Origin of the sequence: Leucobacter coleopterorum (genome assembly GCF_011382985.1) — a bacterium.
Lineage (GTDB): Bacteria > Actinomycetota > Actinomycetes > Actinomycetales > Microbacteriaceae > Leucobacter > Leucobacter coleopterorum.
In genome coordinates this window covers 1,249,538-1,274,955 of sequence record NZ_CP049933.1, presented here as the reverse complement: position 1 = coordinate 1,274,955, position 25,418 = coordinate 1,249,538, and the positions used below count along the sequence as shown (strand labels likewise).

The window sequence follows — 25,418 nt, the reverse complement described above, 5'->3', positions numbered from 1 at the left end:
TTACAAAATTCTCTCATGTCCCCACCCACCCTGAAAGAGTGTTGGGGTTGAAGTCAAGTCATCGGCTTATTAGTACCAGTCAGCTCCATGAGTTACCCCACTTCCACATCTGGCCTATCAACCCAGTCATCTACTGGGAGCCTCACCACCACAAAGGGTGACGGAAATCTCATCTCGAGGCCGGCTTCCCGCTTAGATGCTTTCAGCGGTTATCCATCCCGAACGTAGCCAACCAGCCATGCCCTTGGCAGAACAACTGGCACACCAGAGGTTCGTCCAACCCGGTCCTCTCGTACTAGGGTCAGATCCTCTCAAATTTCCAACGCGCGCAGAGGATAGGGACCGAACTGTCTCACGACGTTCTAAACCCAGCTCGCGTACCGCTTTAATGGGCGAACAGCCCAACCCTTGGGACCAACTCCAGCCCCAGGATGCGACGAGCCGACATCGAGGTGCCAAACCATGCCGTCGATATGGACTCTTGGGCAAGATCAGCCTGTTATCCCCGAGGTACCTTTTATCCGTTGAGCGACAGCGCTTCCACAAGCCACTGCCGGATCACTAGTCCCGACTTTCGTCCCTGCTCGACCTGTCAGTCTCACAGTCAAGCTCCCTTGTGCACTTACACTCGCCACCTGATTGCCAACCAGGCTGAGGGAACCTTTGGGCGCCTCCGTTACTTTTTAGGAGGCAACCGCCCCAGTTAAACTACCCACCAGGCACTGTCCCAGAACCCGATCAGGGTCCGTAGTTAGATATCCAATATGACCAGAGTGGTATTTCAACAATGACTCCACAAGAACTAGCGTCCCTGCTTCACAGTCTCCCACCTATCCTACACAAGCCACACCGAACACCAATACCAAGCTGTAGTAAAGGTCACGGGGTCTTTCCGTCCTTCTGCGCGTAACGAGCATCTTTACTCGTAGTGCAATTTCGCCGAGTTCACGGTGGAGACAGCTGGGAAGTCGTTACGCCATTCGTGCAGGTCGGAACTTACCCGACAAGGAATTTCGCTACCTTAGGATGGTTATAGTTACCACCGCCGTTTACTGGGGCTTAAATTCAAAGCTTCGACCCGAAAGTCTAACCTCTCCTCTTAACCTTCCAGCACCGGGCAGGCGTCAGTCCGTATACGTCCACTTGCGTGTTAGCACGGACCTGTGTTTTTAGTAAACAGTCGCTTCCCACTGGTCTCTGCGGCCACCACACCCTTTCGGAGTAAATCCTAATAAGTGGATGGCCCCCCTTCTCCCGAAGTTACGGGGGCATTTTGCCGAGTTCCTTCACCATGATTATCTCGATCTCCTGAGTATTCTCTACCTGACCACCTGAGTCGGTTTGGGGTACGGGCAACAGCAAACCTCACGTCGATGCTTTTCTCGGCAGCATAGGATCACCTGCTTCCCCATACGGGTCCGCATCATGTCTCACCCAAAGCCGAAAACTATTAATAATCGACAGGCTACACATTTACACCGGGACAACCATCGCCCGGCACAGGCTACCTTCCTGCGTCACACCTCACGCTCACCACCCGAGTTTGGGTTCGCAGCCTCCACCCCACATCACCCGAAGGATCCGTGAAGCTTCAGTTTGCTTAGCACTACTCGTTAGGTCTTTGACGGTTTACCGCCGGTACGGGAATATCAACCCGTTGTCCATCGACTACGCCTGTCGGCCTCGCCTTAGGTCCCGACTTACCCAGGGAAGATTAGCTTGACCCTGGAACCCTTGGTCTTCCGGAGGACGGGTTTCTCACCCGTCTTTCGCTACTCATGCCTGCATTCTCACTCGTGTGGCATCCACGGCTGGTTCACACCGCCGCTTCACTCGCCACACGACGCTCTCCTACCCATCCATACGGCTGGACCACGAAGGCCTACCTGTTATATGAATGCCACAACTTCGGTGGCGTGCTTGAGCCCCGTTACATTGTCGGCGCGGAATCACTTGACCAGTGAGCTATTACGCACTCTTTCAAGGGTGGCTGCTTCTAAGCCAACCTCCTGGTTGTCACAGCAACTCCACATCCTTTTCCACTTAGCACGCGCTTTGGGACCTTAGTTGGTGATCTGGGTTGTTTCCCTCTCGACAATGAAGCTTATCCCCCACTGTCTCACTGCTGCGCTCTCACTTACCGGCATTCGGAGTTTAGCTGACGTCAGTAACCTTGTAGGGCCCATCGGCCATCCAGTAGCTCTACCTCCGGCAAGAAACACGCAACGCTGCACCTAAATGCATTTCGGAGAGAACCAGCTATCACGAAGTTTGATTGGCCTTTCACCCCTATCCACAGCTCATCCCCTCAGTTTTCAACCTAAGTGGGTTCGGTCCTCCACGCGCTCTTACACGCGCTTCAACCTGGCCATGGATAGATCACTTCGCTTCGGGTCTAGGACATGCGACTGAATCGCCCTATTCAGACTCGCTTTCGCTACGGCTACCCCACACGGGTTAACCTCGCCACATATCGCTAACTCGCAGGCTCATTCTTCAAAAGGCACGCTGTCACACCTACAAGGGTGCTCCAACGGATTGTAAGCAAACGGTTTCAGGTACTATTTCACTCCCCTCCCGGGGTACTTTTCACCTTTCCCTCACGGTACTAGTCCGCTATCGGTCATCTGGGAGTATTTAGGCTTATCAGGTGGTCCTGACAGATTCACACGGGATTTCTCGGGCCCCGTGCTACTTGGGATACACACCACGCAGTGCCACCATTTCGGATACGGGACTCTCACCCACTCCGGTCCGCCGTTCCAAGCGGTTCTCCTATAGCTACACATTCACGTCGAGTGGCCGGCAGACCACTCAGGCATGTCCCACAACCCCAACCATGCAACCCCTGCCGGGTATCACACATGACTGGTTTAGCCTCATCCGGTTTCGCTCGCCACTACTACCGGAATCACATGTTGTTTTCTCTTCCTGGGGTACTGAGATGTTTCACTTCCCCCGTTCCCTCTACCCGCCCTATATATTCAGGCGGGAGTCACCAGGTACGCAAGCGCCCTGGCGGGGTTTCCCCATTCGGAAATCCTCGAATCACAGCCCGTTTATCGGCTCCCCGAGGCTTATCGCAGATTACTACGTCCTTCTTCGGCTCCAGATGCCAAGGCATCCACCGTTTGCTCTTAAAAACTTGAAATCACATAAGCATAATCATCATAAAAAGACACACACCAAAAAATGGTGTGCGACCAATGAAATTAAAAATAAAGTATCTCAAGACAAGACAAGCACTACTCTCCGCGAAGGAGAGAAGCACATCCTTGTCTTGAAAGATGCTCGCGTCCACTGTGTAGTTCTCAACGTACGGTCGATCCCCGCGCCATGGACAACATGTTCCACAACCCAGGGTCGAAGACTCAGTTCCCACACCAACAACCACTCCCCAAATTCAGGGAACGACCATTACCGTGGTGGCTGGGCCTTCAGGACCCAATAGTATGCACTTAAGTAAAGCCTTCACTCGAGTCGCCCACCTGTTCCGACCAGACCCACAAAGGATCCGGTGTACTAACACAGACGAATGAATCAAGACTTGTCTTGTCGAATGTTCCACCCATGAGCAGCTCGCAGTGAACATTCGCCACTGTTCGAGCCATTCTGCAACCCACAAGGGGTTGAGTGCTCCTTAGAAAGGAGGTGATCCAGCCGCACCTTCCGGTACGGCTACCTTGTTACGACTTAGTCCTAATCACCAGTCCCACCTTCGACGGCTCCCTCCACAAGGGTTAGGCCACCGGCTTCGGGTGTTACCGACTTTCATGACTTGACGGGCGGTGTGTACAAGGCCCGGGAACGTATTCACCGCAGCGTTGCTGATCTGCGATTACTAGCGACTCCGACTTCATGGGGTCGAGTTGCAGACCCCAATCCGAACTGAGACCGACTTTTTGGGATTCGCTCCACCTCGCGGTATCGCAGCCCATTGTATCGGCCATTGTAGCATGCGTGAAGCCCAAGACATAAGGGGCATGATGATTTGACGTCATCCCCACCTTCCTCCGTGTTGACCACGGCAGTATCCCATGAGTTCCCACCATAACGTGCTGGCAACATAGGACGAGGGTTGCGCTCGTTGCCGGACTTAACCGAACATCTCACGACACGAGCTGACGACAACCATGCACCACCTGTTTACGAGTGTCCAAAGAGTTGACGATCTCTCGCCCGTTCTCGTATATGTCAAGCCTTGGTAAGGTTCTTCGCGTTGCATCGAATTAATCCGCATGCTCCGCCGCTTGTGCGGGCCCCCGTCAATTCCTTTGAGTTTTAGCCTTGCGGCCGTACTCCCCAGGCGGGGAACTTAATGCGTTAGCTACGACACAGAACCCGTGGAACAGGCCCTACATCTAGTTCCCAACGTTTACGGCATGGACTACCAGGGTATCTAATCCTGTTCGCTCCCCATGCTTTCGCTCCTCAGCGTCAGTTACGGCCCAGAGATCTGCCTTCGCCATCGGTGTTCCTCCTGATATCTGCGCATTCCACCGCTACACCAGGAATTCCAATCTCCCCTACCGCACTCTAGCTTGCCCGTACCCACTGCAGGCCCGGAGTTGAGCTCCGGGTTTTCACAGCAGACGCGACAAGCCGCCTACGAGCTCTTTACGCCCAATAATTCCGGACAACGCTTGCACCCTACGTATTACCGCGGCTGCTGGCACGTAGTTAGCCGGTGCTTTTTCTGCAGGTACCGTCACTTTCGCTTCTTCCCTACTAAAAGAGGTTTACAACCCGAAGGCCGTCATCCCTCACGCGGCGTTGCTGCATCAGGCTTGCGCCCATTGTGCAATATTCCCCACTGCTGCCTCCCGTAGGAGTCTGGGCCGTGTCTCAGTCCCAGTGTGGCCGGTCACCCTCTCAGGCCGGCTACCCGTCGTCGCCTTGGTGAGCCATTACCTCACCAACAAGCTGATAGGCCGCGAGTCCATCCCAACCGATAAATCTTTCCACCCACACACCATGCGGTGATAGGTCATATCCAGTATTAGACGCCATTTCTAGCGCTTATCCCAGAGTCAGGGGCAGGTTACTCACGTGTTACTCACCCGTTCGCCACTCTTCCACCCAGCAAGCTGGGCTTCATCGTTCGACTTGCATGTGTTAAGCACGCCGCCAGCGTTCGTCCTGAGCCAGGATCAAACTCTCCGTAAAAAATTACATGCCCACGACCAGCGGAATAAGCTAGAACGTGAACGAGTTCAACCTGACAAAAAAACAAACATCATTACTGACGTTCATATATGTTTTGTCCAAAAGGAATCGCCATCAACCAACCACAAAACGTGATCAGCGACGGGATAAATAATTGGCATTTGACAATTAAAGTGCACACTATTGAGTTCTCAAGGACCAGACACCCCCGTACACACCCAACCGGGCTTCCGAAAAGCAACTTTCCAAACCTACCAAAACAACCTTGAAAAACCAGGCTAGCCGAATCATTCAATTCTCGGCACCAACATGATACACCCGTTGGTGTTGTCACGGTTTCGGTGAGATGAGGTTCCCTACTCTACACACGAGAACATGACTAATCAAGTTCGAATGTGATCCTTGAGTGGGATCTTATTCAGGCTTTCGATCCGGGCCGCTTTCGCTTCCCGCACCGTCTCGCTGACAAGGGAAAACATTACGCGGATCGGGCAGGGGTGGCAAAGCGTGTACCCAACCCGGGCGTGTCTCCGCAGAATCATGCGGATCTCGGTATCCGGACCTCGGAGGCGTCCGTTTCGCGCTCGCCCCAAAACTCGTTCAAAACCAGCGAAACTGCCTCGCACGCCACGTTTCCCGGGCGCGCCGGAGCACTGTGCCAATCCAAGAAGCACAGCCAAGCAATCAACACACCTGCTTGAATAGTCGGGTGAACGACTCCACTCCCCCAAACACTCAGCCCTGCTCCTCTGATTTCAGCTTCACTCTCGAACATCGCCTGGAAGAGGGAGGTGCCCGCGGATCCCGCGACCAGGCTCTCGGACGCACGGGAACGATCCGCACTCCTCACGGCGAGATCCAGACCCCGGCTTTTATTCCGGTTGGCACCAAAGCAACGGTCAAGGCGATGCTGCCAGAAACAGTGAAGGATCTCGGCGGGCAGGCGGTACTAGCAAACGCCTACCACCTCTTTCTACAGCCAGGCAGCGATCTTGTCGACGAGGCAGGTGGGCTCGGCAAGTTTATGAACTGGAGTGGCCCGACCTTCACCGACTCGGGCGGCTTCCAGGTTATGTCGCTCGGCGTCGGCTTCAAGAAGGTCATCTCTATGGCAGAGGAAGAATATGCGAGCACCGAGGTGATCGCCTCAACAAAGGAGCGACTGGCTCACGTCGATGAAGACGGAGTCACCTTCAAGTCATTCCTCAACGGGGATCGCCACCGCTTTACACCCGAGGTCTCCATGCAGATCCAGCATCAGCTCGGCGCAGACATCATCTTCGCATTTGACGAGTGCACCACTCTAATGAACACCCGCATCTACCAAGAAGACTCAGTAGACCGCACCGCTCGTTGGGCTGTTCGTTGCCTCGATGAGCACGCGCGGCTAACCGCAGAGCGCACGCACCGTCCGTATCAGGCACTTTTTGGGGTTGTTCAAGGAGCGCAATACGAGGATCTACGCCGAAAGGCAGCGTCTGGTCTGGCCACCATGACGGGCGCCGAAGCACCTGAACAGCAGTTCGACGGGTTCGGGATCGGTGGCGCACTTGAGAAGAGTCGTCTCGGCACCATCGTGTCGTGGGTGAACGATGAGCTCCCCGAAAACAAGCCGAGGCACCTACTTGGCATTTCAGAACCTGATGACCTGTTCGCGGCCATCGCCGCGGGCGCAGACACATTTGATTGTGTTGCACCCTCGAGGCAGGCCCGCGGTGGCACCATGTATTCTTCGCGGGGCCGCATCAATGCGAAGGCATCAGCGCAGCGTCGCAGTTTTGAGCCACTCGACACAGAGTGCGATTGCTATACCTGCCAGAACTACACCGCTGCCTACCTTCACCACCTTTTCAAGGCAAAGGAGATGCTGGGCTCAACCCTCGCGACGATTCACAACGAGCGTTTTATTGTGCGCCTCGTTGACCGTATTCGCGCGAGCATCGTCGACGGCACCTTTGCCGAACTCCGCGATGAGGTGCTCGGGCGCCAGTACGGTGCAGAATTTGCACGCGAGGCTGCAGCCAAGCACCGCCTACTTAATGCGCAATAGCCTCTTCGGCGCGGCGCACGATTCGGATCACTCGCGTCGTCACGGGCAGCAGCACTACCTCGGCAAGTACCTTCACTAGGTAGCCGAGCACGACATACATCACAAAGTCGATGCCCGTGATAATGCCCGCGAAAGCGATGGTGCAAAACAGCAGAGTGTCGGCGAGCTCCCCTACGAGCGTCGACACGATCAAACGAGATCGCAGGAAGCGGCCTTTGCTGCGGCGGTGCATGAGATCCATAACCCACGCGTTGAGCAGCTGACCCGCAAGGAAACCGGCAAGGCTCGCAATAACAATGCGCGGCACAAACCCGAGCACTGCGGCAAACGCTTCCTGGTTCTCCCAGCCAGCAGCGGGTGGTGAAACTTGGGTTGCAAGGATCGTCAGTGAAGCCAACGCAGCCAGAGCAAACGCCGTGAAAATTGTGCGCCGAGTGGCTTTCAATCCATACACCTCGGCAAGCACATCACCCAGGACGTAAGCGAGCGGGAAGAGAAAAACTCCTCCGTCGAAAACTAGCGGCAGCGAGAAGTCGCCCAACGGGATCGCGCCAAAGGCGATCGGCTTCACGGCCACCACGTTTGAGATCAGCAGAATGCCTACGAAGACAGCAGAAATCGTCGCGTAGCGCGCACCGCTTGCCGCGGCACGAGCGCCCGGCGTCAAGTACTTCGAGGAATCAGACGATTCCGCTGCGTCCTGTTTCACTCTCTGCTCCGTCTCACTCATCAATGAGGCCCACTCCCAACGCTCCGCGAATCATGTCCATATTGAGCTTCGCTGCAACACGGGCTCCGTCGCCGGCAGCAATCACAATCTGCTGTGGTCCGGGAGGAACAATGTCACCCACGGCGTAGATGCCGCGCACGGAAGTCTCACCCCGCTTGTCCACAACCACAAGCCCCCAGTCATCGCGCTCAATCGCGTTTTCACCCAGGAACTCGACGGGTGCATGCCAGCGAGGGCGAACGAAACCACCTACACGAGGGATGACCTCGCCATCAGTAAGACGAACCCCGGTCATGTCGGCTTTCTCGCCAACAATGTCGTCGATCTGTCGACGCTCGACGCGGATCCCGATCTTGGAGAGCTGCTCCTCTTGCGCGGGTGTGATTGTGTCAGCACCGTTTGTGAACACGATGAGGTCTGAGCTGATTCGGCTGATAAGCAACGCCCTCGCAAACAGATCGCTCGTCTCACCGATCAGCACGAGTGGCTTGTCGCTCTTCTCAAATCCATCGCACTCAACACAGCTGTGCAGTGCGGTGCCATAGTAGGCGCGGATCATCGGTAGGTCAGGCAGATCCTCGGTGAGACCAGCCGCAATCAACACTCGACGCGAAATCACCTCGGCGTCTGCGGCCCCGCGCACTCCGGTGCCGCGCACTCGGAAACCGATGCCGTCAGGAAAACCAACTTCAAGCGCTTCTTCTCGGCTCAGCGGGGTTACCTCACTCGCCACGGCCTGCACGACCTTGGCGGTTGGGTAAGCCTCGAACTCCTCACGCGCAAGCCTGCGTACCTCAAGCGGTGGAACACCGTCCCGGGTCAAAAAGCCGTGCGAACGCAGGGTCGCCGCGTGCCGGGGCCGATTGCTGTCGAGCACCGTGATGCGGCGGTTCGCGCGCACCAACTGCAGTCCCGCTGAAAGGCCAGCAGGACCCCCACCGATGATCGCAACTCCGACAGGCAGCTTAGTCTCTTGCACGACAGCTTCTCCTTTAGTTGTATTAGTGGACCGGAAGAGTTACAACTTGCCCGCTAGGACTCAGCACTGAGGCGACCCTCAAGTTTTGCGAGCCGCGCGAGGGACTCCTCGCGGCCCAGCAACTCGAATGATTCAAACAGAGGTGGTGAGACGCGGCGACCCGAAGCGGCGACACGGAGCGCACCAAACGCAACGCGGGGTTTGAGCCCGAGTCCATCGATAAGAGCGGTCTGCAGAGCGGATTGGATCCGTTCGGTGTTCCACTCTGCCTCTGAGATCTCCGTGAGCGCCGCAGTGCCTGCGGCAAGAACCTGGGGCGCATCCTCTTTCAGGGATTTCATCGCGTCGTCTTCGTATTCAAGCGCCTCAACCGAGGTGAACAGGAAGCCCAGCATTGCCGATACCTCAGACAGCACCGTCACTCGGCTTTGCACCAGCGGCACGGCCTTACGGATGATCTCTTTCTGGTGCGCGCTTGGCTCGATCGGCAGCACACCGCTCGCAACGAGGTACGGACGGATCCGCTCACCAAAGTCTTCTTCGCTCAGCAGGCGAATGTGATCCGCATTGATGGAGTCAGCCTTCTTCTGATCGAAGCGCGCAGGGTTGGGGTTGACATCAGTCACATCGAACGCGGCGATCATCTCTTCGCTCGTAAAGATGTCGCGATCAGGCCCGATGGACCAGCCGAGCAACGACAGATAGTTGAGCAACCCCTCGGGGATGAAGCCACGCTCGCGGTGATGCAGAAGGTTGGACTCGGGATCGCGCTTCGAAAGCTTCTTGTTCCCCTCGCCCATCACATAAGGAAGATGCCCGAACTGCGGGATCGCCTCTGAGATGCCAAGGTCAACGAGTGCATGGTGGAGCGCAATCTGGCGCGGGGTCGAAGAGAGTAGATCTTCACCACGCAGCACGTGGGTGATGCCCATGAGTGCGTCGTCGACCGGGTTGACCAGTGTGTACAGCGGGGCTCCATTCGGGCGCACCACAACAAAGTCGATTGTCGAGCCGGCAGGGAACGTGATGTCACCGCGCACCAGGTCGGTGAAGGACAGATCGCTTTCGGGGACTCGGAAACGCAGTGCGGGCTGACGACCCTCTGCCCGGAACGCCGCGCGCTGTTCCTCAGTCAGATTACGATCAAAGTTGTCGTAGCCGAGCTGCTTTGGTCGACCAGCTGCCTCATTACGAGCATCGATCTCTTCGGCTGTCGAGTAGCTCTCGTAGAGGTATCCCCCATCGACCAGCTGGGCAATGATGCCCTGGTAGATGTCGCCACGCTGCGACTGGCGGTACGGTCCCCGCGAGCCGCCAGCGTCAATGCCCTCGTCCCAGTCGAGCCCGAGCCAGCGCAGTGAATCGAGAATCTGTGCGTAGCTCTCTTCACTGTCGCGCGCAGCATCGGTATCTTCGATGCGGAACACAAAGGTGCCACCCGTGTGCCTAGCGTATGCCCAGTTGAACAGGGCGGTACGAACCATGCCAACGTGGGGTGTGCCCGTCGGAGAGGGACAGAAACGGACGCGAACGTCGGAACCGGTCGCGTTTGAAAACTGGGGGGTCTCGGTGTGTGCCATCCCCAATAGTCTACCCTCGCGTAACAGTGGCGAGCCGCGCAGCGGCCGCGATCCCCAAGAGAATCAACACACCGGCGACAACCGAAAGCGTCGGAAAGCCACCTAACGCAAAAATGACGCCGGAAGCGGCTCCAAAGAGGGCCCCCGCTGCATTCATCGCTGTGTCTGACTGCCCCTGTCTTCGTGGGCGCTGCGCAAGTGGTGTCAGGTTCGTCAGAAGAGTCGCGCCTGCAACCGTAACCATGCTCCACCCGATACCAAGCAACACAAGCGCCGTCTGAATAATCGCCACACTCTCACCCCTGAGAACGTGCCAATCGCGGCAAGTCCAAGAACCCCGAATCCCACAAACACAACGGGGATCGCGCCAAAGCGTCCGGTGAGGAAACCGAACACGGGAGAGAGAGCGTACATACCTGCGATGTGGATGCTGATGGTAAACCCAACGAGCTCGATACTGCCACCGTGGTGGGTCAGGTGGAGCGGAGTCATCGCCATGAGGCCCACCATGACAGCGTGAGCGAGTGCAATAACCGCTATCGCGAGGTACTGCTGGGTCGGTGAGCTCTGCACTTCGGCGGATGCCTCGGTGGGCGCCGCGGATCCGCCCTTCTTTTCAACGGCGGTCGCAAGACGGCGTGACTCGAGCAGAGGATCTGGGCGCAAGCCGAACCACACAACACAGGCTGCGGCCAGCTGAGCAGCGATCGTGAAGATGAAAATACCAGCGAGACCGGGGAGTCCCAGGGCTATGCCCAGATACTCCCCCGGACCAATGAGGTTTGGCCCGGTGACCGCACCAATGGTGATTGACCAGACGACAAGCGAAAGATCTCGCCCGCGCCGCTCGGACAGCGCGAGATCGGCAGCGGCGAATCGCGATTGCAGCTGCACCGCCACGGCAATGCCGAGCACCGCGAGACCTACAAATAGGAGCGGCACAATGTGGGTGGCCGCTGCGACAATGACGAGCGCCGCGCCGCCCACCGCAGTGAGGTTGCCGGTCGCAAGCGCGATCCTACGCCCACTCTTCGCCGCAAGGCGCGCAAGTGGCATACCCGCGATTGCAGCACCGACTGCGTTCATGGTGGAGCCGAGGCCCGACAGCGCGGGGTTGCCTGTAATGTCGGCAATGAGCAGAGCACCCGCCGACAGCGAGGCCCCACGCCAAGACCGCCGAGGATCGTGGCGAGCGCCAGCACTGTGACAGTGCGGCGCTGCACGTGAGCTTGAATTGCGAAAGCGTTAGTCGACAACGGGTGCCAATCCCCAGCAGCTGCCATCAACTTCGGATAGCAAACGCTTCGCGAGTTTGACCTGAGGGCTCTCGTTAGCAGTGACCATCGAAACAAGACCGATGGTGCGGTAGCGGGGCGGGGTGAGCGGTAAGGCTCTCGCATCCTCTGGCAGTGTGCGGGCAGCCGCGAGCGCAAGACCGGGCACGAGAGCAACCGCACCGCCCGCGGCGGCCATCGCGAGCATCGCGGGAACATTGTCTGTCTCTTGAATAATGTCAGGTTCAAATCCAGCTTCACCAGCGGCTGTCAACAGGTGTCCGCGGCACTTTTCACAGCCGGCGATCCAGTGCTCTTCAGAGAACTCGCCAAGCGTTGCCGACGTTGCGTCGCCCGCGCGCTCATCTGAAACGACCAGACTCACTTCTTCGCGCCACAGCGGCATGAAAGCACTACCGGCGGGCAACTCAGCGGCGCCCTGGTAATCAAAGACGAGCGCGCAGTCGACCTCGCCATCGCGTAGCATTTCCGTCGCTGTGGGCGGCTCAGCCTCACGGTATTGCAGCGAGACCTCGGGCGCCTGCGCGGCTAGTGAACGCATGATCGAGGGGACGACGGTTGCAGACGCGGAGGGGAAGCCCACTAGACGGAGCGTGCCCGCACGCTCGCCGCGTAGGTCGTCGATCGCCGCGAGCGCAGCATCGATCTCGGAGACGACGGTGCGGCCGTGTTCCGCGAGGATCTTGCCTGCTGGCGTAAGTCGAATGCCACGTCCGCTGCGCTCAATGAGGGGAACCGCAAGCCTGGTCTCGACGCGCTTGATGCGCTGGCTCACCGCCGGCTGGCTCAGGCCGAGCTGAGCGGCGGTTGCAGTGAGCGAGCCTGACAGTGCGAGGGCATGCAGAATGCGAAGCTCAGTCGAGTCGATTGAACCCAGTGGATCGGCGCTGCGAATCGTGGTCATGCGGCAATCATAACCCAGGATGAGGGAAATGATAAGAATCTTTCACTTTCATTATATGGAGCCGTCGCTTAACCTGGCTGCATGACTGAATCCGTCAATACCTCCGCTTTCCTGCAGAGTCAGTTCTCACCGGCGCCCGGATATCTTTCCGCGTGTACGGGCGGGCTTCCCAGCCACGCAACGAGCGCGGCCATGCACCACTTTGTTGATTCCTGGGTTGCTGGAACGATGGACGCCCGGGCCATTGGGAAGGAAGCTGATCGCTGCATCGAGCTCTTCGCTACGATCGCGGGAGTAGCGCCCGACCGAGTCGCAATTGGGTCACAGGTATCACAGCTGGTGTCGATCGTCGCCACCTCAGTGCCCGATGGTGGTGAGGTACTGTGCGCCTCAGGCGATTTTGCTTCGCTGACGCATCCGTTTGAACAGCTTCGCAGTCGCGGGGTGACCGTGCGTTATGTACCAGTGCCGGAGCTGGCCTCCTCTGTCAACGCCAAGACTTCGCTCGTCGCGTTTTCGCTTGTGCAATCCGCATCGGGTGTTGTTGCCGACGCGGCCGCGATCCAGAGTGCCGCCGCCGCAGTCGGCGCGCGCACCTGCGTAGACCTCACCCAGTCACTCGGCTGGTTGCCCATCGGTGCCAGCGATTTCGACTACACCGTCTGCCACGCCTACAAGTGGCTGTGTGCACCTCGAGGCACCGCGTTCCTTACTGTCAGGGCGGGCCTCGACGACACACTCACTCCTATCGCAGCCGGATGGTGCTCCGCCGACGATGTGTGGGGATCCTGCTACGCCGGCCACACGCCCCTCGCAGAGGGAGCTGGCCGATTCAGTGTGTCACCCGCCTGGCCCGTTATCGAGGGAACCGCCGCGGCACTGGAACTCTTCACCGAGTTGGACTCTGCGTTCGTGTACGCTCACGACCTTGCGCTCGCGAACTCAGCCAGAGAGGTACTTGGACTGGCCGAGGGTAAGTCCGCAATTGTGACGTGGGCCGATCCCGAAGGCACAGCACTTGCGGCCATGCAGCAGGCCGGAATCACTGCTTCGGGCCGCGCAGGCAACGCACGAATTTCGTTCCATCTTTGGAATACGACCGCGGACGTGGAGTTGCTGGGGAGAGCGCTAGGGCGTTAGTACCGCACCCACCCCTGACGCGGCCGCGAGCTGAGACGTAAACTGCTCGCATGACCGATCACGCCCTCACCGAGCAGCAGCGGCTCGTTGTCACCATCGCGATTCTCGCGTCGTTCGTCACTTCACTTGACGCTTCGGTGACCAATGTGGCGCTGCCTCGAATTGCGGCAGATCTCGGTGGTGGCCTCGCAACACAGCAGTGGGTGGTCGACAGCTACCTGGTGACACTCAGCGCACTCATGCTGCTGGCCGGATCAATCGCAGATGCCTACGGGCGTGTGTTCATTATGCGCATCGGGCTCGTCGGATTCGGGATCGCGTCAATAGCGGTTGGCTTCGCTGCTAATCCTGAGATGATGATCGCAGCGCGTGCGTTGCAGGGCGCAGCGGGTGCGTTTTTGCTGCCAAGTTCACTTGCACTCATCACCTCTCGTATCTCGGGCGCCGCGCAGGGCCAGGCCATCGGTGTATGGACGGCAGCGACAACCGGCGCGATGATCGTTGGCCCCCTCATGGGTGGGCTATTCACCGATTACCTGTCTTGGCGACTGGTCTTTCTCATCAGCGTGATTCCTATCGCGATCACGCTCTGGATGCTCGTGCAGTTACGAGGCACCGACGACCGGCAAACGGGCGTGCGCATTGACTGGGCGGGAGGCGCAGCGGCCGCGCTGGGGCTCGGGCTTGCGGTCTGGGCGCTGATCGAGGAGCCAGCCCACGGTTGGACCAGCCCGCAGATCTGGATCCCGCTGCTCGCAGGGGTGCTGTTCTTTGCGGGCTTCCTGTGGTGGCAGACGCGCGCGGTATCGCCGATCCTGCCCCTCAGTCTTTTTCGTGTGCGCAACTTCTGGACGGGCAACCTCGCGACCCTGTTCATCTACGCAGCACTGTCACTCAACGGCTTTGTTATTGGGGTGTATCTGCAGAACACCGACGGCCCGGGGCTGACCGCCACACTCGCCGGCCTCGCGAGCCTGCCGATCACAATTCTGATGGTGCTGCTGAGCTCGAAGGTTGGCACACTCTCGGGCAAGTATGGGCCGCGTCTGTTCATGTCTGTAGGCCCGCTGCTGCTCAGCATCGGAGCTTTTATGCTGCTCTGGGTCGGTCAGCCATTTTCTTACTGGTGGCAAGTATTGCCGTCGATGATCGTGATGGGTCTCGGACTGTCGCTGATGGTCGCTCCACTCACTGCGACCATCCTCGGTGCCATCGGCCCCGAACGCAGCGGCATCGCCTCAGCGGTAAACAACGCAATCTCGCGCGTGGCCGGACTCATTGTGATCGCACTACTCTCGAGCATCGTCGGCGGGAGCCTGAACCTCGCTGGGTTCCACTCGGCAGCTATCGTGACTGGTGCGCTATTTCTCGCGGGATCGCTTGTCTCATTTCTCGGGATCCGCAACCCTGCCGGGGAGCTTGAACCAAACAGCTTAGGAACTTAGGAACTTAAGACAACCTCGGCCCCGACCGCCGCGTCGGCGTCAGCGCGATCCTGCTCGGTTGCTACCAACTGCCCACACGCGCCGTCAATCTCCTTGCCACGAGTGTCGCGCAGTGTGGTCGGCACACCGGCTGCGTTGAGGCGATCCACAAACTCGCGCGTCACCTCGCGTGTTGACGAGGTCCAGATAGAGCCGGGCGTTGGGTTCAGCGGGATCGGGTTCACGTGCACCCAGCCTTTGCCGTATTCGTTGAGCTTGTCGGCAAGGAGTTCTGCGCGCCAGGCGTGGTCGTTCATGTCCTTAATGAGTGCGTACTCGATCGAGACCCGACGGCCGGTCTTCTCGTAGTAGTGATAGGCGGCGTCGAGCACCTCCTTGACCTTCCAACGGCTGTTCACCGGGATCAGTTCGTCGCGCAACTCGTCGTCGGGCGCGTGCAACGACAGGGCGAAGGTGATCGGGATCTCTTCGTCGGCGAGCTTGCGGATCGCGGGAGCCAACCCCACTGTCGATACTGTGATGCCGCGCGCAGACATGCCGAGCCCCTCAGGTGATGGGGCGATCATGCGGTGCACGGCATTCATGACGCGCTTGTAATTGGCGAGCGGCTCCCCCATGCCCATAAACACGATGTTGTTCACGCGCTCGGGCTCGGCACCGTTCACGGCTTTGCGAGTGTGCCCGAGGCCACCCTCTTCGATCACGCGATTCGCCTGCACGATCTGGTCGAGGATCTCGGCGGTCGACATGTTGCGGGTAAGTCCCGACTGCCCGGTTGCGCAGAACGGGCAGTTCATGCCGCAGCCGCACTGGCTCGACACGCAGAGCGTAATCCTGCCCGGGTAGCGCATCAGCACGGACTCAACGAGCGCACCGTCGAACAGGCGCCACAAGAATTTGACCGTGTCACCGTCATCGGTAACCAGGCGCTTCACCTCGGTGAGCAGCGGCGGGAAAAACGCCTCCGCCATTTCGCCACGGCGATCCTTCGGCAGGTCAGTCATTTGCTCGGGGTCGGTGGTGCGGTGCTCAAAGTAGTGCTTCGAAATCTGTTTCGCACGAAACTTTGGCAGCCCCATTTCGACGACCTTCGCCTCACGCTCCTTAAGCGTCATATCGGCAAGGTGGGTTGCTGGTTGCTTGACACGCGGCGATGCAAACTGCAGCGTCGGTCGACCATCGGGATCTGCGAGTTGTTTCCAACCCTCCGTTTTCGGGCGCACCTGCGGGCGCGTCGTTTTGTAGCCAGCGGCTTCAGCTTTGGCTTTCGATGCGTCTGAGGTGTGATTGAGCTTGTTCGGATCCACCGCACCATTGTTGCAGGTTGTGCTGGACGATGGGCTACAGCAGGCGCGAGCGGATCAAAAAGCGCTGACCCTCAGGGGCCTCAAGCGAGAACCCACTACCGCGACCAGGAATCGCGTCAATAGTCAGGTGGGTGTGGGCCCACACGTTGAACTGCTCGCGAGACATCCAGAACGGGATCTCGCGCGGTGATCCTGAACCTCCCTCGAGTGGGGGCAGCTCCAGCGTGCCAAGCAGCACGTCTTGTGCCCCCGTTTTGAACTCACCGTTCTGGTAGCACATGGGTGCACTGCCATCACAGCAACCACCGGACTGGTGGAACATGAGCGGACCGTGCACGACCCAGAGCCGGTCGATGAGTTCGACCGCGGCCGGGGTGAAGGCCAGGCGACTCTCGTGCTCCCCCGGCATTTCGGGGCGGGCGCTGACGAGCCCGCGATCCTCGCTCGAATGACCGGACATTTTGCCCTCCTTCTACGACCTCGGTGCCGCTTACCACCATGTTATGTCGCTGCCCCGAGAAGAGATTCAGAACCCGGGACAGCGACCCTCAACGGCGGCTGCGAATTAGGCGTCTGCCAGCCGCAGCACGATGCGACCGTCGATCGCACCGGCCTTCATTTCTTCAAACACCTCGTTGATGTCGTCGAGCGGCCGCTCGGCGACGGTCGGGTGAATCATGCCGCGCGCATAGAAATCAAGCGCTTCGATCATGTCCTGACGAGTTCCCACGATCGATCCACGGATCGTGAGGCCCTTAAGCACAATGTCGAAGATCGGAGCGGGGAAATCTCCCGGCGGGAGTCCGTTGAACACAATGGTTCCACCACGACGGGTCATGCCGATCGCCTGACCGAAGGCAGAGGGGTGAACCGCTGTGACAAGCACACCGTGCGCTCCCCCTGTTGCGAACTGAACCGCCTCAACCGGGTTCTCGTTGAGAGCATTGATGACGACCTCGGCGCCGTGCTGCTTTGCCAGCACGAGCTTGTCGTCAGCGACGTCAACTGCGACAACTCGCATGCCCATGGCTACTGCGTACTGCACGGCGATGTGGCCGAGGCCACCGATGCCCGAGATCACAACCCACTGCCCCGGGCGCACACCCGTGACTTTGAGCCCCTTATAAACGGTCACGCCTGCGCACAGCACCGGGGCAACCTCGGCGGGATCGGATCCTGCTGGCAACACTGCCGCGTAGGTAGCGTCGACGAGCATGTACTCACCAAACGAGCCGTCGACCGAGTAACCACCATTTTGCTGTTTCTCACACAGTGTCTCCCAGCCGGTGCGGCAGTGCTCGCAGTGCCCACACGCCGACCAGAGCCAGGCGTTACCGACCAGGTCACCAACGGCGAGCTCGGTGACACCGTCGCCGATTTCTACGACGGTGCCGACACCTTCGTGGCCCGGGATGAATGGCGGGCTCGGCTTGACCGGCCAGTCTCCCTCGACCGCGTGGAGGTCGGTGTGACAGACACCGGATGTGAGTACGCGCACGAGCGCCTGCCCTGGTCCAGGTTTCGGCACCGGGACATCGTCGATCTTGAGCGCGGCACCGAGGGTTCTCACGCTTGCCGCACGCATGGTCGTGGGCCTAGAGGTGTTTGCGTTCATTGGTTATCTCCTGGGGGTATTGGTCGATACTGCTGACGGTTGTCTCGGCACACCGATCTAGAAGAAGCCGTCAGCCGTCTCTTTATAACTGACGAGCAAGTTTTTGGTCTGCTGGTAGTGGTCGAGCATCATCAGGTGGTTTTCACGGCCAATGCCGCTCGACTTGTAGCCTCCGAAGGCCGCGTGCGCCGGATAGGCGTGATAGTTGTTCACCCACACACGACCCGCCTGGATCGCACGACCGGCGCGATAGGCGGTGTTTCCATCGCGGCTCCACACCCCGGCACCGAGTCCGTACAGTGTGTCGTTGGCGATCCGGATGGCGTCGTCAAAGTCGGTGAACGTCGTGACTGAGACAACCGGACCGAAGATCTCCTCTTGGAAGATGCGCATCGAGTTGTCGCCGCGGAAAATAGTCGGCTTGATGTAGAAGCCATCGCTGAACTCACCGCCGCGGTCGTCGGGCTCACCACCCGTGAGCACCTGCGCACCCTCCTGGCGGCCGATATCGAGGTAGGACTTGATCTTCTCGAACTGGTCGTTCGAAGCCTGGGCACCAATCATCGTGTTGGTGTCAAGCGGGTTTCCACGGACGATACGCTCGGTCCGATCAACAACCGCGTCAAGAAAATCATCGGCAATCGAGGCCTGCAGCAGGCCGCGCGACGGGCAGGTGCAGACCTCACCCTGGTTCAGTGCGAACATGGTGAAGCCCTCCTTCGCCTTGTCGAAGTAGGCGTCGTCCTTCGCCATCACGTCTTCAAAGAAGATGTTCGGGCTCTTGCCACCGAGCTCAAGCGTGACCGGGATGATGTTTTCGGAGGCGTACTGCATGATGAGGCGGCCGGTGGTCGTCTCTCCGGTAAAGGCAATCTTGCGTATCCGCGAACTCTTCGCGAGCGGCGCACCGGCCTCGGCACCAAAGCCGTTGACGATGTTCAGTACCCCGGGTGGCAACAGGTCGCCGATGAGCCCCGCCAACACCAGAATCGACGCGGGTGTCTGTTCCGCGGGCTTCAGCACCACCGCGTTGCCCGCGGCGAGCGCCGGTGCCAGCTTCCAGGTCGCCATAAGGATCGGGAAGTTCCAAGGAATGATCTGACCGACCACTCCGAGAGGCTCGTGGAAGTGGTACGCGACCATGTCTTCGTTGATCTGCGAGAGACCGCCCTCTTGGGCGCGAATCGCACCCGCGAAGTAACGAAAGTGATCAATGGCGAGGGGGATGTCCGCGTTGAGGGTTTCGCGCACGGCCTTGCCGTTGTCCCAGGTCTCGGCGACGGCAAGCGTCTCAAGGTTCTGCTCCATGCGATCCGCTATTTTGTTCAGGATCACCGCGCGTTCTGCCGGGCTCGTGCGCCCCCAAGCTGGTGCGGCCGCGTGAGCTGCGTCGAGCGCGGCTTCAATGTCTTCGGCGGTGCCGCGTCCTACCTCGCAGAACACCTTTCCGGTGACGGGGGTTGGGTTTTCAAAGTACTGGCCTTTTACCGGCGCAACCCACTCGCCCCGATGTAGTGCTGGTAACGGCTTTGAAATATGACCAGCGATTCGGGGTGCCCCGGAGAAGCGTACACAACCATGGTTGACTCCTTTGACGTCGATGTCAGGTGAATCCCGAGTCGCTTGCGCACGCTCGGGTACCCGTCAGACTACGCAGAGCAAGGTTGCACTAACGTTGCATGTTCTCCATCGTTTGGAGTTTTGCCACGACTCGTGCGCGACGAGGCGACAGCGGGGGCAGGATCGTCAGCAGCGTATGCCACACCTCGGCATCTTCGTCAGCCCAGTGTTGAGCGTACTCAAACAGCAGTTCTGCTCCAGCCGACTGCAGCATTGCCTCTCGTAACGTAGCGTCAACGTCGGCACGCAAGGACTCAGCGAGCGGGGCATCGGAGAATGGCAGCGCCGAACCTTCATATGCGGCAAGCGCGAGTCGGTGCGCACCTCGTGAGAGCGCCGACAGCACCTCACCCGCGTCAACCCTCAGCGCGCTGCTGAGGCGATACGGCCGGGATTCCAGTTCGAGGTCGACCTCGCTTGCGCACAACCATTTGCGAAGTCGCACAAGTTCGGGGCGCAGCGTCGATTCGTGGTTGCGATCCCCGTACACTTGTTCGGCAAGTTCGGCGGCGCTCAGGCCGTGCGGGGCGGCACTGAGGGCGAGCAGAATCTCTGCGTGGCGACCGCTAAGCGGGAACGAGCCGCAGCTCGATTCGAGCATTGCTGGGTCCCTGCCAAGCACTAGTAGACGCGGTGCACGCTGGGGAACCGCGCGGGATCGTAACGAACCACCCCGTGTGCGTTCCCGTTCGATAGTCGCTTGGAGCGCGGCAAGTTGCAGTTCTGCTTCGACAGCCGCAAGTGTAGCTTCGACGAGTGGCAATAGATGTGGTGCGGCCGCCTCATCACCGCCGGTCACGTCAATCACTCCGATGATCGAGCCATCGCTCGGGTCGTGCACGGGAGCCGCTGTGCAGCTCCACTGATGGACTGAGCGATTGTAGTGCTCGGCGCCCAACACCTGAATCGAGTGGTTGAGCGCCAGGGCACTGCCGGGTGCACTCGTGCCGACCGCAGCCTCCGACCAATCCGCTCCCGCAACAAACCCCATGTTCTCGGCGTCCGAACGGAGCCCGGAGTCGCCGTCTACCCAGAGCAATCGCCCCTCGGCATCACCGACAGCAACAATAAACCCCGAGTCGTTTGCCTCGTCGAGCAACAATCTTCGCACCACGGGGAGCACACGACCGAGCGGGTGGATCCTGCGCAGTTCCGCCAGTTCGTCATGAGTCAGAACAAGCTGATCTGGCACACGATCCGGATCAATCGTTCGCTGATGAGAACGCATCCAAGAGTGGAGCACAACTGGCCGTAGCGCAGCCCGCGCGAGGCCCTGTAGCGCCTCGCTCGTCTCAGTAGCCCCAACAAACTGCTCATGCACCCGTTCGAGTAGGCGTCGGCGATCGCGCACGGACTCCCCTGACGCAGGGCCTGCCATCCGTTCGCCATGGGCTCCTCCTTCGCAGCGTTACCCCGAGGCTACCCCAGTTCTTCCGCGCTTGAGTAGAGTCGCAGCAGTGCGTCAATGCCACCCTGCGAGAAGGTCTGCAACTGCAACCTCGCGGGCTCCCCTTCAGCGCAGCGGCGGGCAACAAATCCTTCAACGCGGTCGAGATCACCCGCAGCGGCGAGTTGGTCCTGCACATAATCAATCAGTGCCGAAATCGCTTCCGCAGCGGGCACCGCGTCACCAGACAGCGGATGCACCAGCCGAGAGCTCAGACCATTGCGCGCCGCAAGCCAGTGTGCACCCCTCACAAGGTTGAGGTCGGGATCTTGCCTGGGCGATCCTGACTCGGCCTCTGTAACGCAGCGGTCAACCAGCGCTCGCACGATCACGGCAAAGGCAACGGTGTCACGTGGATCAAGCTGCGCATCGGCCGTTCTGAGTTCTACAGTCGGAAAGTTCTCCGACAGCCGGATCGACCAGTTCACGACCCCCGTATCGAGCACAATTCCGCTGCGCATGAACTGTTCGATCATCACATCGTAATCCGCGCCCGATTCGAAGTAGGGCGGGTACCCAGCGGTCGGCCACCGCATCGTGGTCAGGTACCGCCAACTCGCGAACCCGGTTGCCTCGCCAAGGTGAATGGGCGAGTTCGCTGTCAGTGCGACCAGCAGCGGCGACCAGCGCGCCATGCGCGCCATTACTTCAACCCCAACATCGCGCGACGGCACCTCAACATGCACGTGAGTGCCGGTCGAGTAGTACCGAGAGACGAGGTTCCCTAAGTTTCTCTCAATGGCTTTGTACCGAGGCTTTGCGGTGACTGTGCCGGGTTGGTCACCTCCGACAGGTGGCAGCCCGGTGCTCGCCAGCACAACACCGAGGTCAGCGGCGGCGCTCGCCGCCCCCGAACGAAAAGCGAAAAGGGTGTCTTCGGCATCACTCGCAAACGTGCAAACCGGGGTCGCCGTCTCAAGCTGACTCTCGAAGTACTCAACTTCAGCGCGCAAATCGGGCAGTGCCGCGATCATCTGCTGCGCAGCGTCCCTCGGCAAACCTGTCTGCGCGTCGAGAAGCAGGTATTCCTCTTCTACGCCGAAGTGGCGCGGACCCCCCTGTGTGGAAACCATAAGGCACTCTACCGCACGGTTTCCCTACCGCACGATTTCCCTAACGCACAGAGTTGCGGAGGATCCCAATCCCCTCGATTTCCACCTCGACCACGTCACCCGATTCGAGCAGTCCAACACCGGCTGGTGTGCCGGTGAGGATCACGTCGCCGGGTAGCAGCGTGAACGCTTGCGAGGCATAGGAGACGATCTTCGGGAGGCTGTGGATGAGTTGCGAGGTGCGGCCATCTTGGCGAACTTCGCCGTTCACCCTTGTGACCACACGAGCGTCGCTGAGGTCGGGATCGGTCTCGATGATCGGACCGAGCGGGCAGAACGTGTCGAAGCCCTTGCCCCGAGTCCACTGCCCGTCTTTAATCTGAATGTCGCGGGCAGTGACGTCGTTGGCGCAGGTGAACCCAAAGACGTATTTCAGTGCGTCTTCTTCGCTAACGTCTTTTGCCATCGCACCGATCACAATGGCGAGTTCACCCTCGTGCTCAACTCGATCAGACACCGCGGGTCGCACGATCGTGTCTTCGGGTCCGATGACGGAGGTGTTGGGCTTCAAAAACAGCAGCGGTTCCGCCGGCGGTGCGTCAGAACCGCCCGTCACGCCACGCATCTCTTCAACGTGATCGAGGTAGTTTTTGCCCACGCACACAACCTTCGAGCGCGGGATAACCGGAGCTAAAAGCCGCACGTCTTCAAGTGGAAAACGACGCCCCGTGGTGTCGTAACCCGAGACCAGCGGATCAGCGACGAGCTCTACGACCTCAACGCCACCACCGCTCTCGGCGGCATCGAGGATCCCGTAGGAGATCTCACCTTCAACCTGAAAACGTGCGACCTTCATGCTTACGCCTCCACCATAACTTTGAGCCAATCGTGTTTGTCTGCCTGTGTGCCGAACTGAATGCCGGTCAGCTCTTCACGCAGCGACAACGTCACCGGGCCGGGGGCCGCGTCACCAAAGTCGATGCTGAAGTCAGGTGATTTGAGCTGGCCGATCGGAGTGATCACGGCGGCGGTGCCACAGGCAAACGCTTCGGTGATCGAGCCATCTTTGACGCCAGCACGCCACTCGCTCACGGTCAGGTCACGCTCTTCAACGGCGAGGCCCCGATCCTTTGCGAGTTGGATCAGGCTCTTACGTGTGATGCCCGCAAGAATGTTGCCGTTCAGCCTCGGTGTGAGCAGCGTGCCATCGGCCCGCACAAGGAACAGATTCATGCCGCCAAGCTCGTCGATCGTGTCTTCGGTCCCGGAATCGGTGAAGAGCACCTGCTGGCAGCCGTTCTCGGCGGCCTCATTCTGCGGTAGCAGTGACGCAGCGTAGTTGCCCCCGCACTTCGCCGCGCCGGTTCCGCCGCGACCCGCGCGTGAGTACTCCTGCGACAGCCAGATCGAGACCGGTTTCACGCCGCCCTTAAAGTAGGGGCCGGCCGGGCTAGCGATCACAATAAAGCGAGCTCGTTCGGCGGCCCGCACTCCAAGGAAATTCTCGTCGGCGATCATGAAGGGCCGCAGGTACAGGCTCTGATCTGCACCGCTCGGCACCCAATCAGCATCGGCCGCGATGAGTTCACGCACGGCCTCAACAAATAGGCCGACCGGGATCTCGGGCAACGCGAGGCGGCGGGCCGAATCGTTCAGACGCTTGGCGTTCTCGTCAGGCCGGAACGCGACGATCGAACCGTCAGAGCGCCGGTAGGCCTTCATCCCCTCGAAGATTTCTTGCCCATAGTGCAGCACGGAAGAGGCAGGATCCATTGGAATTGGCCCGTAAGGCAGAACCTCCGCTTGATGCCAGCCATCCTGTTTCGTCCACACGATCGAGACCATGTGGTCGGTGAAGTAGTTGCCAAAACCCGGGTCTGCGAGGATCGCGTCGCGCTCGGCGGCGGGCAGTCGTTTGGCCTCGGTAAGGGTAAACGTGAGTTCGGTCATGATGTTGCCTTTGGTGTTGGGTCGCGTAGAGAGCGCGAGCGAAGTTAAGCGATTGCCGCGTGTGCCTGCGCGGGAAGCTGCGCGATGACTGCGTCACCAATCTGCGCGGTCGAGCGAGGAGCAGCTCCGCGCTCGGCGAGGTCGGCGCGCACGGCGTCGCGCACGCGGCTGGCCTCGGTGGTGAGGCCAAGATGATCGAGCATGATTGCCGCGGAGAGGATCGCCGCGGTCGGATCCGCCTTCTGCTGCCCTGCGATGTCGGGAGCAGATCCGTGAACGGGTTCGAACATGCTCGGGAACGTGCCGTCGGGATTGATGTTGCCGGAGGCTGCGAGCCCGATGCCGCCACCAATGGCGCCGGCAAGGTCTGTGAGGATGTCACCAAATAGGTTATCAGTCACAATGACATCGAAGCGCGCGGGATCTTGCACCATAAAGATGGTGGCCGCGTCGACGTGCATGTAGTCGACCGCAATCTCGGGATACTCGGCAGCTACGGCCCCGACAACTCGCTGCCAGATTGATCCCGCGTGCACGAGCACGTTTGTCTTGTGGACCCAGGTGAGCTTTTTGCGCGGACGCGACTGCGCGGTCTCGAAGGCGTAGCGCACAACACGCTCAACACCGTAGGCCGTGTTTACAGACACCTCAGTTGCGACCTCGTGGGGAGTACCGGTGCGTAACGAGCCGCCGTTGCCCGCGTAGGGGCCCTCGGTGCCCTCTCGCACAACGAGGAAGTCAACGTCGCCCGGGTCCGCGAGCGTCGAGGTGACGCCAGGGAAGAGTGTGCAGGGGCGCACATTGGCGTAGTGATCGAAGTCAAAGCGCAGTTTGAGCAGCAGACCGCGCTCAATGTTCGCGGTCTTCAGCCTCGGGTCGCCCGGCACGCCACCAACGGCACCAAAGAGGATCGCATCGTGATCAGCGATTGCCGCCTGCTCGTCTGCGGGAAGTGTGTCTCCGGTTGCAAGAAACCGCTCAGCGCCCAGCTTGAACTCGGTGCGCTCAAGCGTGACGTCGCCGCCAGCCAGCACCTTGTCAAGCACACGGTTCGCCTGCTCAATCACCTCCGGTCCGATACCATCGCCGGGAATTACTGCGAGCTTGATGGTGCGGGTCACTGGCGCTCCTTTGCCTA

Annotated in this window: 17 protein-coding genes, 2 rRNA genes and 1 pseudogene; 3 read left to right on the top strand and 17 right to left on the bottom strand. The window is 59.6% G+C overall.

Going from position 1 to position 25,418, the window contains the following annotated elements:
- Positions 1–49: 49 nt before the first annotated feature.
- Both G7066_RS05905 and G7066_RS05900 read right to left on the bottom strand, forming a co-directional pair.
- A 23S ribosomal RNA gene (locus tag G7066_RS05905) occupies positions 50–3,151 on the bottom strand.
- Positions 3,152–3,644: 493 nt separating this feature from the next.
- A 16S ribosomal RNA gene (locus G7066_RS05900) occupies positions 3,645–5,166 on the bottom strand.
- Together the 16S and 23S rRNA genes form the textbook arrangement of a ribosomal RNA operon.
- A 709-nt stretch (positions 5,167–5,875) precedes the next feature.
- Here G7066_RS05900 and tgt point away from each other — a divergent pair.
- A complete protein-coding gene (gene tgt, locus G7066_RS05895; RefSeq protein WP_205881538.1) occupies positions 5,876–7,216 on the top strand; it encodes a tRNA guanosine(34) transglycosylase Tgt in 1,341 nt (446 codons plus the stop codon).
- Here tgt and G7066_RS05890 read toward each other — a convergent pair.
- The 6 genes from G7066_RS05890 to G7066_RS05870 form a co-directional block, all read right to left on the bottom strand.
- A complete protein-coding gene (locus tag G7066_RS05890) occupies positions 7,203–7,925 on the bottom strand; it encodes a queuosine precursor transporter (RefSeq protein ID WP_244303322.1) in 723 nt (240 codons plus the stop codon). The two genes, tgt and G7066_RS05890, sit on opposite strands and share 14 nt — an antisense overlap.
- Positions 7,926–7,938: 13 nt before the next feature.
- Entirely contained in the window at positions 7,939–8,925 is a 987-nt protein-coding gene (locus G7066_RS05885; RefSeq protein WP_166329759.1) for an NAD(P)/FAD-dependent oxidoreductase, read from the bottom strand.
- Positions 8,926–8,978: 53 nt separating this feature from the next.
- Complete coding sequence (gene gltX / locus G7066_RS05880) at positions 8,979–10,505, bottom strand: glutamate--tRNA ligase (RefSeq protein ID WP_166329757.1); 1,527 nt, start codon at positions 10,503–10,505, stop codon at positions 8,979–8,981.
- Positions 10,506–10,515: 10 nt separating this feature from the next.
- Complete coding sequence (locus tag G7066_RS15850; RefSeq protein ID WP_244303321.1) at positions 10,516–10,662, bottom strand: hypothetical protein; 147 nt, start codon at positions 10,660–10,662, stop codon at positions 10,516–10,518.
- Between the two features lie 56 nt (positions 10,663–10,718).
- Positions 10,719–11,591, bottom strand: a complete 873-nt coding sequence (locus tag G7066_RS05875; protein ID WP_244303320.1) for an MFS transporter — start codon at positions 11,589–11,591, stop codon at positions 10,719–10,721.
- 159 nt (positions 11,592–11,750) lie between these two features.
- Entirely contained in the window at positions 11,751–12,704 is a 954-nt protein-coding gene (locus tag G7066_RS05870; protein WP_166329755.1) for a LysR family transcriptional regulator, read from the bottom strand.
- 81 nt (positions 12,705–12,785) lie between these two features.
- Between G7066_RS05870 and G7066_RS05865 the strand changes: the two genes are divergently transcribed.
- Together G7066_RS05865 and G7066_RS05860 are read left to right on the top strand one after the other, a co-directional pair.
- On the top strand, positions 12,786–13,844 hold the full coding sequence (locus G7066_RS05865) for an aminotransferase class V-fold PLP-dependent enzyme (RefSeq protein ID WP_166329753.1): 1,059 nt from the start codon (positions 12,786–12,788) through the stop codon (positions 13,842–13,844).
- A gap of 50 nt (positions 13,845–13,894) precedes the next feature.
- Positions 13,895–15,289, top strand: coding sequence for an MFS transporter (locus G7066_RS05860; RefSeq protein WP_166329751.1), 1,395 nt, complete (start codon positions 13,895–13,897; stop codon positions 15,287–15,289).
- On the opposite strand, the gene rlmN is transcribed toward G7066_RS05860, so the two are convergent.
- From rlmN to G7066_RS05815, 9 genes and pseudogenes are all read right to left on the bottom strand, one after another.
- Positions 15,286–16,596, bottom strand: coding sequence for a dual-specificity RNA methyltransferase RlmN (gene rlmN, locus G7066_RS05855; RefSeq protein ID WP_166329749.1), 1,311 nt, complete (start codon positions 16,594–16,596; stop codon positions 15,286–15,288). The two genes, G7066_RS05860 and rlmN, sit on opposite strands and share 4 nt — an antisense overlap.
- A gap of 34 nt (positions 16,597–16,630) precedes the next feature.
- On the bottom strand, positions 16,631–17,056 hold the full coding sequence (locus G7066_RS05850; RefSeq protein WP_166329747.1) for a DUF779 domain-containing protein: 426 nt from the start codon (positions 17,054–17,056) through the stop codon (positions 16,631–16,633).
- Between the two features lie 105 nt (positions 17,057–17,161).
- Positions 17,162–18,181 carry an alcohol dehydrogenase AdhP gene (adhP, locus tag G7066_RS05845; protein ID WP_166331929.1) on the bottom strand — a complete coding sequence of 340 codons (1,020 nt, stop codon included), beginning with the start codon at positions 18,179–18,181 and terminating at the stop codon, positions 17,162–17,164.
- Positions 18,182–18,268: 87 nt separating this feature from the next.
- Positions 18,269–19,791: pseudogene (exaC, locus tag G7066_RS05840) on the bottom strand (acetaldehyde dehydrogenase ExaC).
- An 89-nt stretch (positions 19,792–19,880) separates the two neighbouring features.
- Complete coding sequence (locus tag G7066_RS05835; RefSeq protein ID WP_166329745.1) at positions 19,881–21,209, bottom strand: GAF domain-containing protein; 1,329 nt, start codon at positions 21,207–21,209, stop codon at positions 19,881–19,883.
- A 41-nt stretch (positions 21,210–21,250) separates the two neighbouring features.
- Positions 21,251–22,351, bottom strand: coding sequence for a carboxylate-amine ligase (locus G7066_RS05830; protein ID WP_166329743.1), 1,101 nt, complete (start codon positions 22,349–22,351; stop codon positions 21,251–21,253).
- Positions 22,352–22,391: 40 nt separating this feature from the next.
- The gene (locus G7066_RS05825) at positions 22,392–23,186 is read right to left on the bottom strand and encodes a fumarylacetoacetate hydrolase family protein (RefSeq protein WP_166329741.1); all 795 of its coding nucleotides are present in this window, start codon (positions 23,184–23,186) and stop codon (positions 22,392–22,394) included.
- A gap of 2 nt (positions 23,187–23,188) precedes the next feature.
- On the bottom strand, positions 23,189–24,280 hold the full coding sequence (locus tag G7066_RS05820) for a branched-chain amino acid aminotransferase (RefSeq protein ID WP_166329739.1): 1,092 nt from the start codon (positions 24,278–24,280) through the stop codon (positions 23,189–23,191).
- A 44-nt stretch (positions 24,281–24,324) separates the two neighbouring features.
- Positions 24,325–25,401, bottom strand: a complete 1,077-nt coding sequence (locus G7066_RS05815; protein WP_166329737.1) for a 3-isopropylmalate dehydrogenase — start codon at positions 25,399–25,401, stop codon at positions 24,325–24,327.
- Between the last annotated feature and the right edge of the window lie 17 nt (positions 25,402–25,418).

Coding starts and splice junctions, on each gene's coding strand:
- gltX (WP_166329757.1), bottom strand. CDS start 10,505: ATGGCACACACCGAGACCCCCCAGTTTTCAAACGCGACCGGTTCCGAC.
- G7066_RS15850 (WP_244303321.1), bottom strand. CDS start 10,662: ATGAATGCAGCGGGGGCCCTCTTTGGAGCCGCTTCCGGCGTCATTTTT.
- G7066_RS05875 (WP_244303320.1), bottom strand. CDS start 11,591: ATGAACGCAGTCGGTGCTGCAATCGCGGGTATGCCACTTGCGCGCCTT.
- G7066_RS05870 (WP_166329755.1), bottom strand. CDS start 12,704: ATGACCACGATTCGCAGCGCCGATCCACTGGGTTCAATCGACTCGACT.
- G7066_RS05865 (WP_166329753.1), top strand. CDS start 12,786: ATGACTGAATCCGTCAATACCTCCGCTTTCCTGCAGAGTCAGTTCTCA.
- G7066_RS05860 (WP_166329751.1), top strand. CDS start 13,895: ATGACCGATCACGCCCTCACCGAGCAGCAGCGGCTCGTTGTCACCATC.
- G7066_RS05850 (WP_166329747.1), bottom strand. CDS start 17,056: ATGTCCGGTCATTCGAGCGAGGATCGCGGGCTCGTCAGCGCCCGCCCC.
- adhP (WP_166331929.1), bottom strand. CDS start 18,181: ATGCGTGCGGCAAGCGTGAGAACCCTCGGTGCCGCGCTCAAGATCGAC.
- G7066_RS05835 (WP_166329745.1), bottom strand. CDS start 21,209: ATGGCAGGCCCTGCGTCAGGGGAGTCCGTGCGCGATCGCCGACGCCTA.
- G7066_RS05830 (WP_166329743.1), bottom strand. CDS start 22,351: ATGGTTTCCACACAGGGGGGTCCGCGCCACTTCGGCGTAGAAGAGGAA.
- G7066_RS05825 (WP_166329741.1), bottom strand. CDS start 23,186: ATGAAGGTCGCACGTTTTCAGGTTGAAGGTGAGATCTCCTACGGGATC.
- G7066_RS05820 (WP_166329739.1), bottom strand. CDS start 24,280: ATGACCGAACTCACGTTTACCCTTACCGAGGCCAAACGACTGCCCGCC.